12 protein-coding genes are annotated in these 17,209 nt (G+C 41.6%); 5 read left to right on the top strand and 7 right to left on the bottom strand.

All coding sequences use genetic code 11. The annotated features are described in order from the left end of the window. Window positions 1–133: 133 nt before the first annotated feature. Complete coding sequence (locus tag HMPREF9145_RS11845) at window positions 134–1,372, top strand: aminotransferase class V-fold PLP-dependent enzyme (protein ID WP_021826659.1); 1,239 nt, start codon at window positions 134–136, stop codon at window positions 1,370–1,372. Here the strand turns inward: HMPREF9145_RS11845 and HMPREF9145_RS11840 are convergent. Then, the gene (locus tag HMPREF9145_RS11840; RefSeq protein ID WP_021826720.1) at window positions 1,369–1,656 is read right to left on the bottom strand and encodes a hypothetical protein; all 288 of its coding nucleotides are present in this window, start codon (window positions 1,654–1,656) and stop codon (window positions 1,369–1,371) included. The two genes, HMPREF9145_RS11845 and HMPREF9145_RS11840, sit on opposite strands and share 4 nt — an antisense overlap. A gap of 126 nt (window positions 1,657–1,782) precedes the next feature. On the opposite strand from HMPREF9145_RS11840, the gene HMPREF9145_RS11835 reads away from it, so the two are divergent. Both HMPREF9145_RS11835 and HMPREF9145_RS11830 read left to right on the top strand, forming a co-directional pair. Continuing rightward, a complete protein-coding gene (locus HMPREF9145_RS11835) occupies window positions 1,783–2,445 on the top strand; it encodes a ribonuclease HII (protein WP_021826656.1) in 663 nt (220 codons plus the stop codon). Between the two features lie 102 nt (window positions 2,446–2,547). Then, window positions 2,548–3,429 carry a helix-turn-helix transcriptional regulator gene (locus tag HMPREF9145_RS11830; protein ID WP_021826644.1) on the top strand — a complete coding sequence of 294 codons (882 nt, stop codon included), beginning with the start codon at window positions 2,548–2,550 and terminating at the stop codon, window positions 3,427–3,429. Window positions 3,430–3,604: 175 nt separating this feature from the next. On the opposite strand, the gene HMPREF9145_RS11825 is transcribed toward HMPREF9145_RS11830, so the two are convergent. Continuing rightward, complete coding sequence (locus HMPREF9145_RS11825) at window positions 3,605–6,403, bottom strand: outer membrane beta-barrel protein (RefSeq protein ID WP_231369805.1); 2,799 nt, start codon at window positions 6,401–6,403, stop codon at window positions 3,605–3,607. Between the two features lie 226 nt (window positions 6,404–6,629). On the opposite strand from HMPREF9145_RS11825, the gene HMPREF9145_RS11820 reads away from it, so the two are divergent. Continuing rightward, window positions 6,630–7,892, top strand: coding sequence for an Nramp family divalent metal transporter (locus HMPREF9145_RS11820; RefSeq protein ID WP_021826646.1), 1,263 nt, complete (start codon window positions 6,630–6,632; stop codon window positions 7,890–7,892). Window positions 7,893–7,939: 47 nt separating this feature from the next. Here HMPREF9145_RS11820 and HMPREF9145_RS11815 read toward each other — a convergent pair whose 3' ends face one another. Continuing rightward, entirely contained in the window at window positions 7,940–8,533 is a 594-nt protein-coding gene (locus HMPREF9145_RS11815) for a hypothetical protein (RefSeq protein ID WP_021826631.1), read from the bottom strand. Between the two features lie 227 nt (window positions 8,534–8,760). Here HMPREF9145_RS11815 and HMPREF9145_RS11810 point away from each other — a divergent pair, with 227 nt between their 5' ends. Continuing rightward, on the top strand, window positions 8,761–10,398 hold the full coding sequence (locus HMPREF9145_RS11810) for a hypothetical protein (RefSeq protein WP_021826702.1): 1,638 nt from the start codon (window positions 8,761–8,763) through the stop codon (window positions 10,396–10,398). Window positions 10,399–10,584: 186 nt separating this feature from the next. Here the strand turns inward: HMPREF9145_RS11810 and HMPREF9145_RS11805 are convergent, their stop codons facing one another. From HMPREF9145_RS11805 to HMPREF9145_RS13595, 4 genes are all read right to left on the bottom strand, one after another. Then, window positions 10,585–12,720, bottom strand: coding sequence for a TonB-dependent receptor (locus tag HMPREF9145_RS11805; protein WP_021826628.1), 2,136 nt, complete (start codon window positions 12,718–12,720; stop codon window positions 10,585–10,587). Window positions 12,721–13,049: 329 nt separating this feature from the next. After that, window positions 13,050–13,298 carry a hypothetical protein gene (locus tag HMPREF9145_RS13600; RefSeq protein ID WP_155945317.1) on the bottom strand — a complete coding sequence of 83 codons (249 nt, stop codon included), beginning with the start codon at window positions 13,296–13,298 and terminating at the stop codon, window positions 13,050–13,052. 345 nt (window positions 13,299–13,643) lie between these two features. Then, window positions 13,644–16,511 carry a fimbrillin family protein gene (locus tag HMPREF9145_RS11795; protein ID WP_021826727.1) on the bottom strand — a complete coding sequence of 956 codons (2,868 nt, stop codon included), beginning with the start codon at window positions 16,509–16,511 and terminating at the stop codon, window positions 13,644–13,646. 47 nt (window positions 16,512–16,558) lie between these two features. Further along, window positions 16,559–16,735, bottom strand: a complete 177-nt coding sequence (locus tag HMPREF9145_RS13595; RefSeq protein ID WP_155945316.1) for a hypothetical protein — start codon at window positions 16,733–16,735, stop codon at window positions 16,559–16,561. Between the last annotated feature and the right edge of the window lie 474 nt (window positions 16,736–17,209).

The raw sequence follows: 17,209 nt of genomic DNA, 5'->3' as shown, positions 1-17,209 counted from the left end.
GTCAAAAGCCTACCTCTACGCGCTGAAAGAAAGGGTTTCATCATTTCAATTTGAATCGTTCACTCCCTCAAACAGCCTTTGGTGTTTCTCATTGGGTAAAGAGTAAGCCCGCAATCACTATTAAATTTGCATTATGGATTATGATTTAAATAAGATAAGAAAGGACTTTCCAATCCTTTCCCGCATGGTTTACGACCGACCACTTGTCTATCTTGACAATGCCGCAACTACGCAAAAGCCACTTTGTGTGCTTGATAAGATGCGCGAAGAATACTTGAATGTGAACGCCAATGTACATCGCGGTGTACACTGGCTCAGCCAACAAGCAACCGAACTCCATGAAGGTGCGCGCGAAACCGTACGCAAATTCATTAATGCAAAGAGTGTAAACGAGATTGTTTTCACACGTGGAACCACCGAAGGATTAAACCTAATAGCCTCAAGTTTCAGTGAAGCTTTCATGCAAGAAGGCGATGAAGTCATCATCTCTACCGTCGAACACCATTCCAATATCGTGCCCTGGCAACTCCAACAACCCCGAAAAGGCATTGTGTTGAAAGTCATTCCTATGGATGATAACGGTGCAATGGACTTGCAAGCCTTCGAGAAAATGATTAGTCAGAAGACTAAGATAGTCAGCATCTCTCACGTTAGCAACGTGCTCGGTACAATCAATCCTGTTGAAGAAGTTATCCGCATTGCCCACGAACACAACATTCCCGTCGTTGTAGATGGGGCCCAAAGTACCCCTCATTTCAAGGTCGACATGCAACAGTTGAACTGCGATTTCTTTGTGTTTAGCGGGCATAAGGTTTATGGTCCAACCGGAATTGGCGTACTCTATGGCAAAGAAGCCTGGCTCGATAAACTCCCGCCATATCAAGGAGGAGGCGAAATGATTGAACATGTGAGCTTTGAAAAGTCGACTTTTGAACGCCCTCCATTGAAGTTTGAGGCTGGAACACCCGACTACATTGCCACTACCGGTCTTGCCACAGCCCTCGATTATGTTTCAGCTTTGGGCATGGACGCTATACAAAAGCATGAAGAAGAGCTCACACGTTATGCCATTTCACAACTCCAAATGATTGAAGGCATGAAGCTCTTTGGCGTGCCTTCACACGCTGATGTGACGCGACTTCACCACGACGCGGTTATCAGTTTCCAACTCCGTGACATTCATCACATGGACATGGGAACCTTACTTGACCGCTTAGGTATAGCCATTCGAACGGGTCATCACTGTGCACAACCACTCATGAATCGCTTGGGTGTGCTCGGAACCTCACGTGCAAGTTTCGCACTCTACAATACAAAAGACGAGGTCGATGTACTCGTTGCAGGCATTAAGCGCATCTCAACCATGTTCTAAAGTGACTTGCGACACGCCATAACAGCCTTCAACAGCCAACCACAACAAACGGCTCTGGCCACAAAACTAATGTCTGCTGGCAACACAACAAACACGAAAGCCAACTGCGCATTGAGCAGATGCAGGGTCTGACGCATGCTGATTTTTCGCCCAAGCACAGCCGAATAATATGCTGAAAACCACCTGACGGGGCGACAAACAATGGCTTTCAGGCGCACAATAAATTGGCGTAGACTTTGTGATGACTGATGTTGTTCACACTCAAGATAGATATTCTTTTCCATATTTTCAGTTGTTTTTTGTTCATCTTCAATTACGATTGCAAAGTTAAACGGAAGCATGGAAGTATCTTTTCACACCAAATCTACACCTGTTAAAAGTGTTAACACATAACAATTATTAACAATATAATGCTCCTTCCCTATCTCAATAGTGGGTTGATTGAAGCGGGTTGCGACGAAGCAGGCCGTGGATGCTTAGCCGGAAACGTTGTCGCTGCGGCCGTTATCCTGCCCACTGACTATGTGAATCCTTTGTTAAACGACAGTAAAAAGCTTACCGCCAAACAACGTTATGCCTTGCGCGAGCAGATAGAACATGAGGCGTTAGCTTGGGCAGTGGGTGTAGCCACACCCGAAGAGATTGATAACATCAACATTCTTCACGCCAGTTTCTTGGCCATGCACCGTGCCTTAGACCAACTAAAGCTACGCCCTGAAGCGGTCATCGTCGACGGAAACCACTTCGATCCCTATGTCGTTGGCAAGGGATTACCCAATGAAGGTAAGCTTCTTCCTCACACTTGTATTGTCAAAGGCGATGGAAAATATCTGAGTATTGCAGCAGCCAGCATCCTCGCAAAAACCTATAGAGACGACTATATGACTGAACAGGCCCTGCGTTTCTCCTTCTATGGCTGGGAGAAAAACAAGGGATATCCCACTAAAACGCATTATCAGGGCATAGAGAAGCATGGACTTTGCGCGTTACATCGCAAGAGTTTTAACACCCACCCTAACCTTTCCAAAGGGAGAAAGCACGAAGTTGACGAAGGAGAATTGGTGTTTAAATAGCATTCTTTCTCTTCTTTCATGTAATGGAAAGTATTGAAACAATATAGCAATATCAAGCGAACACCCCACCCTTTCCGTGAGGTTGGGTAAGGAATCAACTCTATGAAGAAACTTGGCAACGAGCTTACGCTCATCCTTTTGATGACCGATGGCACAGATTATACAGCAAATGATTTGTGTGAACATTTGCAATGCACGCGTCGTAACCTTTATTACTATCTGCAATTTCTACGCGATTATGGGTTTAATGTCGTTAGAAATGGCAATTATTATCGTCTTGATCCACACTCACCCTTCTTTCGTCGCATCACGACTGCGGTCAATTTCACGAAGGCAGAGGCTGCTTTACTGCATCAGTTAGCCTCGGGTGCCGACACCAAGAGCCCCACCATTGCGTCTATAAAGAATAAGTTGGAGCGCACGTATGACTTGCGTCTTGTCACGGATTCACGCTATAAGAAGAAACAAATGCAAAACCTTAGCGACCTGACAACGGCTATCAACAGCAAACATATTGTCTGTTTGCATCATTATTCCTCACCCCACAGCCACTCATTCAGTGACCGTGTCGTTGAGCCTTTCCTCTTTTTAAATGATCATCAGGATGTACGTTGCTATGAATTAGCCTCTGGAACGAACAAGACTTTTAAGTTGGCACGCATCGGAAAGGTTGAAATCTACGACGCACCATGGATACATTCCGACAAACATAAAAGCGTTTTTACCGATATGTTTGGCTTTTCGGGAGAGCAACGCTACACCATTCGGCTCCGAATGGGACAGCTTTCCTATAACCTTATGCTTGAAGAATATCCCATTTCATCGGCATTTTTCACCCCAGAAGATGATTATCATTGGATTCTTGAGACAGATGTGATGAGCTATCTTGGCATTGGTCGTTTCATCCTTGGCCTCTATGATGACATTGATGTGCTGGGGGATGAAGGCTTGAAAGCCTATATTGCACAGAAAAGGGCATTGTAAAGTGAAGACCATCAACTTGGAAACAAAGGAACAAGCCCCTGCACCTACAGGCATCGGCCTATTTTTTCATCACGCAATCTATGGCAAACGACCTCATGTTTTCCCGCATTTCATCGCCTAAAATGAGGGAAATCATGCCGTGAAATGACGCAAATCATTTTCAAAAGAAAAGGCTTTATTTATGTTGTGGCTTTGGGTCTAACTGATAACCAAATGAGATTGAGATATAGCGATGATTCGTATCATGCCACTTTTCCGTGCGACTATAGGCCTCAGACACATTGGAGAAAGACGTGTCACGATTGAAAATATCTGCCACTTGCAATATGATAGCTGCCTTGTTTTTCAGCATTTTATACTCCACATCAATGTCCCATAGCCAGCGATGACCATTAAATTCGCGCATCAGATAACCCGAACGGAACAGATCATGCACGTTAGATACAAACTCAAAATGGTCCTTTGTATAGACTGTTTTCAAGCCAAAATCACACCTGATGAGGTCAGAATTGTTGATGGTTGAAGCCTGATAACGATAGCGATTGTAAGTAAACTCTACATAAGGTTTCACCGAAAGACTCTGCTTTTCATAGCTAAGTTCCATGTTATCTTTATAGGTAAAGCGGCTAAGAGGATTGAGGTGAAGCGGCTGATTGAAGTTCGTGGCGAGCAGATAACCATAAGAACGTGCCCATTCCGCCGTCATCTTATTATGCAAACGCCATGAGATGCCAAGCCCTTGGTCGTAGTCAAGCTCTGCATTATAGCGGTTATGGCTGGGCGTATTCATGGGTTTTGTGCGATAAACTCCCGTGGAAGGATTGTAGCAAAAGGCTGAAACTACAGGATTAATCGTGTGCCCATAGCTCAACTTTAGCATCAAATTGAGCTGCAATCTTGGGAAAAGTCGATGATGACGAAGTTCAAACAAATAGTCGTGTTCGCGTTTAAGGCGAGCATTTCCCATGGTGATATACAAGGGATCTGTGCTGTCTTCATAGTCTAAAGTGGATAATAACTCCGGCAGCTTTGTTTCATAAAGCCAAGACAAATCAAACGAAGCACGACGTCCATTCTTCCATTGCAGCTTCACTTCAGGGTTGAAAATATTGCTCACTCGACGTGCCACCGTGTCCAAACGACCACGAAGATAGTTGGTGGTTTCACGCTGACTAATCCATGAGAGATTAGACTTGAGCATGAGTTTCTTATTGAATTTCAACAGCGTTCCCAACTTAACACTATTCTTCCACAGGCGAGTGTGCTCAAGAAGTGAGTTTGCTGGGTCGAGGGTTGTAGGCCGATCGCCAACCACATAGAAGGCATCGGTGTCTGCATAAAAATGATTTCGATGGCGCAGATATTTGTATTCGGTTTCATTTGTGACCTCAACCATGAAGTTTTTATCAAACCAATACGAAAGGTTTTCACTCAAAGAAGACTGCCAGTCGACACCAGAATTGTGGCCATATTGCCACATTTGATAATTTAATCCGTGTGGACTGGAGACATCTCTACGGCTGCTCATACGACTGAAATCATCTTTATAGGTCGTTGAAGTGCCAAGACCATAACGTCCTTTCTCACCTAAGAAGTGCGCCCAATGCATGTCGAGATGCAGATTTGTCTGCTTCGTTTTCGTGTCAACGTGGCTATCATCGCGCATCGTTAGGTGCTGATAGAGCGGCGAACCAAATGGTGCGGTCGCACTTTCTGCCAGCGGATTGTCAGCAAACTGATAGGGGTCATCGTCAAACTGAGCACGATGGGTCTCATTATGCCTATTACCTTTTGTGTATTCTAACATCAAATTATAGGAGAACTGATTCTTTTCATCCGTATAAAATGAGCCTTCAGAGTTGAATGACGGTACGAGTTCATGGTTTTTATGCGCATTGTTCATGAGCGAAAACGAGCGTTGTTGTCCCGGAAGGAAATAGTCGGTGCTCTCTACATCCGTGCCCCAGCCATCACGATGAGCCATACTTGGGCCAAAGTTTATATAGTTTTCTGTGCCTTCTTTCCCTCCTTTCAGCTCCCAGTTATGCTGATAATTCACTGTTCCATATTGGTTTCGACCATAATAATCAATAGGCCATATTGTTGCCCATGACTGCCCAAAGGCGGTGGCATAGTTCTCATTGTTGAGGTTTCCATAAGCCATCACGGGATTTTTATCACTAAATCGCCAGGCACGTAGCTGCACTTGATACTCCCGTTTCGTGCGAAGATCGGCACTGGCATAGCCAAACAATTTATCAAGGAAATTGGGTTTCACTTGTATATCAAGTACTTGCTGGCCATCACCATCATCATTTCCCGTATGTTTTGCAAGCTCAGATTGCTTCTCATAGAGTTTAATCTTGTCGGCAGCTACTACAGGAAGCTGACCAAGAATGCTTCCTCCACCAAAGACATCCTTACCATTCATCTTGAGACGAATGGGCTTTCCGTTCCAAAAGAGCTGCCCATTACGCTGTTCAACGCCAGGAAGTTTGCGGATAAGCACGTCAAGTCGGTCGCCCTCTTCTAACTTAAAAGCCTCTGGATGGAACACAACGGTGTCGCCACTCATGGTGATACGCGGCATCTTTGCACTCACTTGAACCTTTTGAAGCATGATGGCTGTGGGATGAAGTGCTATTGTACCCATATCAACGGAATCCGAACTTTCCATACCATAGCTATAATCCACGATACGAGTAGAGTGATAACCAATGCTTGAAAACGTGAAAGCGATTCGCCCTTCCATCCATACATCTGCTACAAAATGACCGAGACTGTCGCTTGTATAATCGTTAGTTATGGTCCAACTATCACTGCCTTGACCACTCTGAACGGCTGTAATGGTGACACCACTCAAGGGTTGTCGTGTTTCAGCATCTATGACAATACCTTTAAAAACGTCTGCATGTAGGGATAAACTCCATACACATAAAAGGACAAGGAACAAGGGTTTTAACAACTGTTTCATTGGTTTTCTCATTGATATTCAACGATTTCGAGATTTATAGTCAATGCCAATTTTTAGGTATTAGAAACATAAAAGCATGGCACTTGCTTGCAAATATAAAAGTTTTTCGTCATAATAACAAGTGATTTCTTGGCTAATTATAGAATTAATTGCATCATTTAGTTTCAAGTTTCCCTTTCTTATCGTATCTTTGTCGTAACAGATTAAAGAAAGAAAACAAAGAAAAATGAAGAATATTATCAAAGAATTACGTCGCAAGGACCACCCACATGTGCTGGGAGCCTTAGACATTTTCAAATATATTGGACCGGGATTACTCGTTACTGTGGGCTTTATCGACCCAGGAAACTGGGCAAGTAACTTTGCCGCGGGGTCGGAATATGGCTACACTTTGCTTTGGGTGGTGACACTATCAACGATTATGCTCATCGCCCTTCAACACAATGTGGCCCATCTTGGCATTGTAACCGGCCTGTGTTTAAGTGAAGCTGCCGTTAAATATTCACCCAAATGGGCAGGTCGTCCAATTGTGGTGAGTGCGATTTTAGCCAGCATCTCGACCTCACTTGCAGAGATATTAGGCGGTGCAATCGCGTTACAAATGCTCTTCGGTATAAGCATTCCAACGGGTGCAGTGCTTACAACGGTGGCCACACTCATTATGCTTTTCACGAACAGTTATAAGAAAATGGAACGCGCTATCATAGGATTTGTATCGATGATTGGCCTGTCGTTTATCTATGAACTCTTTTTAGTTGACGTGCATTGGCCGTCTGCTTTGGAGGGCGCTTTTGTGCCTTCAGTTCCTGAAGGGTCACTAATGATCATCATGAGTGTATTGGGGGCCGTCGTGATGCCACATAATCTCTTCTTGCATTCTGAGATAGTTCAGAGCCGAGAAATACACTTAGAAGGAGACAAACGCATTCAACACATGTTGAAATATGAATTCTTTGACACGCTGTTTTCCATGATTGTGGGGTGGGCAATCAATTCCGCCATGATCTTACTTGCGGCAACTACGTTCTTCGCTCATGGCCAACATGTTGAAGAACTGGCTCAAGCGCAGGCCATGCTCCACCCACTTCTCGGACACAATGCAGCCAATATCTTTGCTATTGCCTTACTCCTTGCCGGCATATCCAGCACTATCACGAGTGGAATGGCAGCCGGAAGTATCTTCTCTGGGCTATTCGGCGAGTCGTATAATGCCAAAGATACGCACTCCATTGTAGGCATAGTGTTGTCTCTTGGCATAGCTTTGCTGTTGATATTCTTTATTGGTGACCCATTCAAAGGACTGATTGTATCGCAAATGTTCCTATCAATTCAGTTGCCTTTCACGATGTTTCTGCAGATAAGTTTAACCTCTTCACCCCGCGTTATGGGCAAATATGCCAACAGTTTGCCTAATAAGCTCTTCCTTTATGGCTTAGCTGGCATCGTAACGCTGCTGAATATATGGCTCCTTATCGAAAGTTTTACATAGAGAAAAGCTACAAAAGACCATGCGTTTTCATTGCAAACAGCCTATAATTAGAAGTTAACAATGTAATGATGTTTATGCTTTGACGTGTCGAAAACAATGATTCCACACAGAAAAAGATCGTAAGTTCGCGTGGCCTTTTGACTCTCTTGCACACGTTTCCAGAATGCTTTTGTGTCCTTGTTATCGTTGATTCCCTCTAAAATGAGAATGGAATCATCTGTTGCCACCTCGCAAAGTGCCTCATAAACAGCCTGATAATCCTCGGTCATCGATAGCCTTGCGATACGAAACGCGTTAGGAATCGTCTTGCTATCTATCGCTTGAAAGACCGTCTTTCGACATCCTTCATGCACATAAGCAGCATAAGGTTGTTCTGCCGAATGATAGTCAAACCAATGCGAAGCCTGTGCATAGTTGGCCAAACGGAAATAGAGTCGCCCCTTCTTCTTCGTGGCATGATCGAATGATTTGAATCTCATTTTCAGTTCATCATAAGCATAATAGGGATAATGTTCCGTCAAAACATAGCGTATAAAGCTATAGGCTGAGGGAGATTGAACGCCAAATCCACGCGAATATCCCATGCGATGAATCCAATTCCAAATCCATTTGACGCGGTATTTCAAAGCTTTTACGAACATCTATTGATAGTGCTTATGATACTGAAAATTTGATTTTATGGTGCAATATTCGTCATTTTTTGCGATATATGCAAGAAAATTATGCACGAATATCTATCAGAAAGGCTTACGACAAAGCTGCTTTTTCTTAGAAAACTCACTCCCTCCATCTCATTTTTTCATTTAAAAAAATTCCTTTTCTCCTTGAGATTGTTTATCTTTGTCTGCAAAATAAACAATCAACACGTATGAAAAAACAACTCAACTTTATTCTTTTATGCCTGTGTTTTGCCTTGACTTCGCATGCACAACAACAGTTTTCAATCCCTAATGCAGATGCTATAGGGTTTAGTAGGAACCGTTATGAGGTGATGGTTTATACGAAAATAGGTGAGCAACGCTATATACAAAAGCGATTAAATATAGACATAAATAAAACCAAAGATAATGATTATCCTAAGAAGTTGCTGGTGAATTGGAAACTCTTTTCTGACGAAGATACGCTTACACTCAAAGATATTGAAGCCCAAAATGAAGTGTTTTACGAGGTAAACGACTTGCAGTCAACGCCTCTGAACACCTTTATGGGGAAGTCGTTTGTGGTGCACGACAATAAGAAATGGCGTCGTGATGCCGACAGGGTCACCTATATGCTGAAATTCTTAAGACCTGATCTCAGCATCGTTCAACAGCTTTTCTATGGTGAAAAAGAGCGATATAACCATCAATTTACACTATCTAAGACCGTTCCTGATACGCTTAAAACCTGGCGTTCGGTGCGTTCTGATTTCCTCTTACCATTGGTTTTGACGCTCAAAAATGGCAAAAATGTCTTCATTTTCTATGATAGAGGTGTCTCCTATATCATGTTTCCAGACGCCAAAGGAGGCCTTTTGTATAAGGTTCACTCTGAAACAACCGCTGCAAAACTATCTCCTGCCCCTGCGAAATATGCCGAAGCAAGTCCTTATGACTTCCTATATTTCTCCTTAAATAGCAAATATGTCCAAACGGAAACAGCCCAAGGAAAGTATAATCTGCTGAACTTATTGGGACAAAATGTTTTGAAAGAGACATACGATTCTATCCGTTGTGACAGCCGTTTCATTGTCGCCACACGCGGAAATGATATCGATGTATTCAATCTCTACTTAGAAAAACTTCAACTTGGAAAGCCAAGAATGGTGCATGAGATTGCAGAATGTAAAGTGGGATGTATTGAAGTGCTAAACCAACAGGGTGCAGCCTACTACAATGAGCAGGGAGAACAGATTAAAGAACCCACGAAATATCCAATCTTTGTGTGTGGAACAGTAGCGAAATGGACGTATTCTCTTATCAAGGAGAAGGGCGAACACCTCATGAAATACTATTTATTTGGTCCTGGAACTCGGGAAGAAGAGGACAAACGCTACCTGCTTTCAGGCTGCCTTTCAACAGACTCTGTGACCTTCCTTAACTGGAGTAAGGAGTTCACACGCAGTGAAAACAGCTACATTCTTCATCAACTCAATATCCATCCACAGTGGATTCGTGTAGGCAGGAAAGGCAAATTTGGTATTATTGCCTATGATTATGTCCAACCAAAATACGTAGAACCCAAGTGCATTATGCCGAAAAAGGATGATTGGGAAAAGCCCGTTTACCTCTACCCTGTCGTGAAATGCACGGGGAAAGTATTGCTTCCAATAGACAATGACCAAGTCATTCTTAAAGAAGATGGACTGATTTATTTCTATAAAGACCATAAAATAGGACTCTTTCCACGCGACACAACACCCGTTTATGATAGCATTGAGCGTGTAACGAAGTCTTTCTATGCCATCAAAAAGGATGGCATTGCAGGATGGTATGACGTAAAGACCAACCGAGAATTTTTTGAATAACACCGCTCTTGAAGTCTAAAAAGATTTGCATTCACATTATCTTTAAGACAAACTATAAAGAAAAAGGCTCACATTTCCCAATAAAATAAGGAAGCGTGAGCCTTTGAAATAATATTAAACTCGCTGTCGACGGTTTCTCTCTGCTATGGCACCGTCAAACCATTGCTGAATAGTCAGCCTATAAAATCAATATCTAAAGCCCACGGTGAGGGTGATATTACGACCGTCAGCATGTGCATATTCGGCGTTACGTGCCATCAACATCGAAGCAGGCGTATAGTAAGTGTAGTTCAATAAGTTGGAAACAGCCAGACTAAAGTCCCATGATTTCACCTTCACACCAGCCATAAGGTTCAACAGATTGATGCGCTTCACGATACCTTCTCCTTCATTATATACGCCCGAAGCATTCGGAGCAAAGCGGTTTCGCTTACCCGTGTGCACATATTGCAACTGCAAATAGGTGTTTTCTATAGGTGAATAGTTGACATACATGCCCAACTTTGCGGCAGGGATTGAGATATTTGACATATACGTATCCCACTTTCCAGTAGACGATTTGAGCTTTCCTTCAAACCAAGAGAAGTTTGCTCCTGCCTTAAGATTAGGCAAGATGCGCGCATCGGCACTGAGTTCAACACCATAAACCTGTTGAGGTGTGCGGTTAACTACCCAGAAACCATTCTCAATCTTAAGGTCGCTGCCAAGTTTTGAATAGGTATAGAAGAATGATCCGCTTAGTTGCAGCCAATGATTAATATCAGAATAAGCACCAATCTCATAGTTATTTGTCTTCACTGGGGCTGTAGAAATCTTCGATAACACGTCAGCTTTGGCTGCACGAAGCGTGCGTCCTAAGTCAAAAATAGAGAATCCTTGTGAGTAAGCAACAAAGGGTTGGAAGGCAGCCACCTTGTTATAAGAAACTCCTACGTTAAAGGATACATTGTTATATCTTAGTGACCCGCCTGCCACATGCACTTCTGGATCGGTCACTTTGTTGCGAAGCACGTCATAATTTGGCACGCGAACATTAATGAAATCATAACGCGCACCAAACTTAACATTAAGCCATTGCCACAGCGTTGTCTTCGTTTGGAGGAATGGAGCATGGTTGTTGCTCGTCAGCCAAGGCATCCAATAGCGACCATCTACAAGCGGTTGAGCTGTCTTATTGAATAGATAGTCGTAGCCATAAACAAGATGTGTGAAGGCGTTATCAGAGAAAATAAGACGCGAACTGAATTGAGTTCTGAAACCAAACTTACGATCTTTCACTGCCGATTGACCGCTTGTACCTTCCCAACGCGGCTGAGTGGGGTTCGCTTTGCGGAAGTCGAAGATGGTATATAAGCTTGATCCAAAGATGGATGCTTCGAAATCAGTGTGTGAAAAGAGTTCACGTGAGGTGAATTTCAAGTAAGAATTGTGGTTATAACGAGTGCCTTCGTCTACGGCTTGAGGGTCTTTGTTGCCCAAAATGCCTATAGCAGGCTTCTGAAGATACTTACCTGCTGAGGGAATTAGCTTTGTATCTTGCAGACTGCGATAGAAATTATACATGAACTCCAATCGATTCTTGGGCGAAAGTGCATAGCCTAACTTCACAAGTGCATTCGTTGTATAGGTATCTCCAAGGCCATAGCGCGGAGAAATAAACTGTCCTGAACCATCAACGCTACTTCCTGTGCGACCGAAAGTACCATTAACAAGGTAGTCAAATTTGCCTACTGTGCCATACAACTGCTGGTTCAGACGATATCCCTGACCGCGTTTCTGACGGAAAAAGTTATAGGTTGACCCCGAGAGCGATGTTTGTCCGGCAATAGATTTGCCTGTAACATCTTTCTTGGTAATAATGTTTATGAGTCCGCCAATAGCCCCATTGCCATATAAAGCCGTTGAACCCTTCACCACTTCTATATGGTCTATGGCTGAAACATCAATGGTTCGGATGTCTCTATCCGTAGATCTTAGTGGGGTCGACTGCGGGATTCCATCAATCAGAATCAAGGCACTACGACCACGAAGTGACTGTGAGCGTGAACTCGTTGTATTGCTTGAGAGGGCCATTCCAGGTGTAAGCAAACCAAGAAGTTTAGACATATCCGGAGCAATCTTAGCCATTGCAGCAATCTGATTATGGTCGATTATCGTCACAGAAGCGGCAGCATTCGACTTCATCTCAGGTATACGAGTCGTACTAATGACAACTTCCTTAATCTGTTGTACGGAGTCAAACGGACTCTCTGTTTGCGCTTCACTCGGTGATACCACGGCAAACAGCATCGTAACAGGCAATAAAAATAACTTCATTTTCATCTTAATACAATCTTATTAAATAAATCTAACGTTTGCAAAGTTATAGAAAAACGACGCAAAAACCAATACCTAAAATCAAGTAAAAGTTAATTTCACATGACCTCTTGCCCTAAAAACCTACCTAAGCATAAGGATTTTCCTTATCAACCTTGGGCGAAAAATAGAATAACACCTGCGGCGTTGCATGTTGAGCACATTTGAAATGATAAATGGTTTATTGGAGATATTGGAATTGTTAACATTAAGAATTAAAATCATTTTATTCGTACATGCAATCAATGAATATAAAAAGCCTGCCTTTCCATCCATTGAATTTCCAACCAAGTGGCTCACTCGTAAAGTGATATACATTTGAGAAACGATTTTAAATGTATGGCGAAAGCACCAAACCTTTCGGGAAACGACTTTCGCCATGCGCGGAAATAACAAACCATTCGGGAAATAACTTTCGCCATGCGCGGAAACATCAAACCATTCGGGAAACAACTTTCGCCATGTGCGGAAATCACAAACCATTCGGGAAATGACTTTCCCCATGCGCGAAAATCACAAACCATTCGGGAAATGACTCTCGTCATGCGCGGAAATCACAAACCATTCGGGAAGTTATTTGCGGGAGGCCCGCAAATCATTTTATTTTCCCAGATAGACGAAATCAATAATAACTGGAATCAAATAAGGACTAATTAAACATCATAACCAAATGCCTTGAAGGTCTCCCAAAACATTGAATTTCACAAAGGAATAATGGTTGAAATCAAATTACCAGGCAAACAATTAAAAACTATGCCAAGAGAATTTAGAAAATCTATGCAAACAAATACATAGAATAGGCGTTCTATAACTCAAAGCCTCTTATGGAACACATCCCATAAGAGGCTATAAGAATTAACAAATCAAGAATTAAAATAGACTTCTTAGTCCTACCTATCTGCTACAGGGCGAATATTGTAGCCGAAAGATCTAGCTTGATTAAATGTCGTTGCCCCTCCGTATTGCGCACTAAAATAATAATTTTCATCTACTTTCACAGGCATGGCTGTCCAATAGGCTATACCATTATAAACTACTATACCCCCATTGCTATGCCAGCGATAACCCAGGCTTTCAAATCTAATTGTAGGAGTATGAGCAGAAGGATTGGGCTCTGTATAAAAGAGATAATGCCTATCATTTAGGTCTATACTCTTCGTGTTAGGTGTTCCGCCTGTTTTATAGAAACCTGTAAAAGCCTTACTTTCCGGAACATGGAAGCCTGCAGGACAAGGGTCATAAATTGTTTTGTCAACCCTATCATTGCTAAAGTTATCTACTTTATCATTATTGATAGACCATAAATTAAGATAAGGCGTAGGGAAAGCAGTTGAATTACGATAAGCATCGCTAGTAAAATAAGCATCAGGATGGCTTATAAAATCACCAACAGAAGCTGCATGATGAGGTATACCGTAATCTCCAGTTTTTGAATTGACATAATCACCAAAATTATATGCAACATAACTGAAACTTAGCCCAGCTTGGAAAACAGGGGCTCTATCTTGTAAATCCACTCCAGGTTTTTGTTTTACTATAAATGAAGCCTCCTGTGCACTACTTGGCACACCAGACACTGTGCTTCCAGCCTTTTGTCTCATAGTTATTCTTACTTTCCGAGATTTGCTGTATGTTGTTTCTTCCCATTTCAGCATAGTGTAACCAAGCGTCCTACGTGAAAAATTATAAGTAATATTATCTGCATTCTTACAAGGGATTTGATCTAATGCGTCTTTATGATCAAACCACAAATGCCAAGCCCACATTGTTTTTCCAGAATGACTTACGATGGCAAAGCTTAAATTACCATTGAGAATATCATCTTTGGTAACCTCAAATTCAACAAAGTCTACAGTTGTAGCAATAACAGCTCCATTTTCATCTGTTATTGTTGTGGGATAGGACTTAAAATGGAAACTACTTTCTCTCACTAAATTTGGCTGGTCCTCCCATCTAATATAAACCTTTTCAGCCTTGTCAGTAGAATTTTGTTCATTAATCAATGGATTCGTTATCGGATTGTTATTATGATCTACAAAATGATGCAAAATACCATCTGCAGTTCGATTAAAAGCCTCATAACTATATCCAATGTTCGTGACAGGTGCACTACTAATATAAGTTCCCTTTCTTATCTTATTTTCTTTGATTCCATTGCCATATACTAATGGAATACGATAGTACCCTGGTGCAGAGATAAGATATGAATTTGCACTTTCTTGAATATCACTACTTGAGCCATTAGTGGGGTTAGCTAAATTGAAAGGATTGCCAGAACTTCCCTTTGGATTTTCATTTTTAAGAATTTTATTATATGGAGTAAGATAATCTTTCATTATTGCAGCATGAACAGCCGGAAAGATTTGGTCTGTTGCAACTGTTGGAACGGCTCCTGTAAGATCACCTCCATCACCTTGCGACTTATCCAACTCATTTAACCACTCTGGTCTATTCATTCCCTTATCAACCCAAGAATGCCCATCATCATCGCTCTCTTCATACTTGACAACCTCCCATGCCACAGGTTGTTTATAGCTTGTACCATTAATTTCTCGATAACTGTCTACATATATTAAGCCATCTCCTTCGTTATAATCAGTAGATCCATCATATTCAAAAGTTGCAATCGGAGACACTGTGAGATGATTCTCCCACGCTGATTTCTTCAAGCTTAGCTTATATTCACTCGTAGTTCCTTGTATCCATGAGCCAGTGAGTGTAATGGTCATTGTCTTCGATTGACCATCATGTGTCGTATAGTAAACCTTTGCCTTTACACTATTGCCAGTAAGAGTTTGAGGCAACATAAAGAAAGTGTAGTTACTTCCTTCCTTACCTACAATCAACGTATTAGGCATCTTTGATGCATCTTCGCCGGGATTACAATTAAGTGTAACAGTCGTTCGCTCACTTTGGTGGGCACTTAAATCCCAAGTACCAGGAGAATTATATTCCGTTGGGAAAGTATACCTCCCTTTGTAAAGTACATTCTGTATCTCAATTTTATTAATTGTCATTGGTGACAAGTTCGGTCCTACAGAGAACTTCACAGCAGTGAGTGCATGTTGAAACATCAGATTTGTTTCAGGTGCAACACCGGGCGTATTATATATAACCTCACCTGTACACGCAGTTAGCAAATCTTTTTGTTTTTCTACATCTTGCTCTACTTCAAAATCGACGTAAGGAGTTCCTGAATAGCTTTCATCAGACAACTTGATTTTATTGTCACTACTTTTAATTTCTGGATATACTGCATAAAAACGCGCATAAGGTTCTGCTCCTGCCCACTGGAAATGATTAGCAAGAGTGCCGTTTGCATTTGTCTTCTGTTGATAAAACCATGTCGGAGTATTGCTTATCGCAGAAGAAGATGTTCCTCTGTAAGCTGAAGAAGAGAAATCACCAAGATTTGTTTTCTTGATTACAGTACCACGAGTCTTCGGGCCGGCTATTATTGGGTTGACTCCCTCAATGGTTGTTTGAATTAAACAATGTTGATTATCATCAGCCAGAAGTTTCTTTGAAGCTAAATCAGAATTCGAAATAGGAACTATACTGGCGCTGCGTGTTAACCCACTCGAATGTTTCGAAAAAGCAGTTTGCTGACCATCAACAATGTTAAAATGAACATCTAACTGACTATTTTGATTATTGTTCACGAGATCTTCGTCTGCACAAGCCGACATGATAATGGTCAGAATACTTACTAACAATGGTAAGAATCTTTCAGGAAGTTTATAATATTCTTTTTTCATTATTGTTTCATTTTTAATTATATAATTTCACTCTATTTTCTACTTTTCTAATCTTCATCATCAGGTTCAACCACTCCTCCACTGCCACTATGACTTGGATCGAAAGGTTTTACATCTGTGTTAGAACCCGCATTTGGACTAACAACTAACAAATGACACTCTGTTGGGACGGAAACCATAATGATTAGAGGAGCTACATATTTCCTTCGTACTTTCTTTTTCATTTTTACATTACATTTTATTATTTCAAGTTATAGTAAATCATGTTGGTAAAACACAAAAGGTTTGCAAGAATAAATCCTTGCAAACCTTTTCCTAGTAAAAACAAAATGCACTACACGAGCATTTAATAATTGATATTTTAGAGAGAGAGAGAGAGAGTGTGTGTGTGTGTGTGTGTGTGTGTGTGTTATAATTTTATTTTGAATAACAAAATAATAAGTATTAACAAATAATAAAATCATTTGTTTAAACACACGAATATTATAAATTTGTTTTGTAATCATCCAAATACTCAACTTTCTAAGGTGCAAAGGTAATACTTTTTTTGATCCAAAGAAAAAAGATAATATCCTTGTTTAAAAAACTTTAATGAGAAATCTATCGTTCAAATATTATCTCCACCGCATTGCCCTATTTGACACGGTGTACCAAATGACTTTCGCCATGCGCTGAAACTCCAAACCATTCGGGAAGTG

It is taken from the genome of Segatella salivae F0493, assembly GCF_000477535.1.
Classification (GTDB): Bacteria; Bacteroidota; Bacteroidia; order Bacteroidales; family Bacteroidaceae; genus Prevotella; species Prevotella salivae.
Note: the sequence above shows the minus strand (reverse complement) of the source record. Positions and strands in the feature narration are given on the sequence as shown.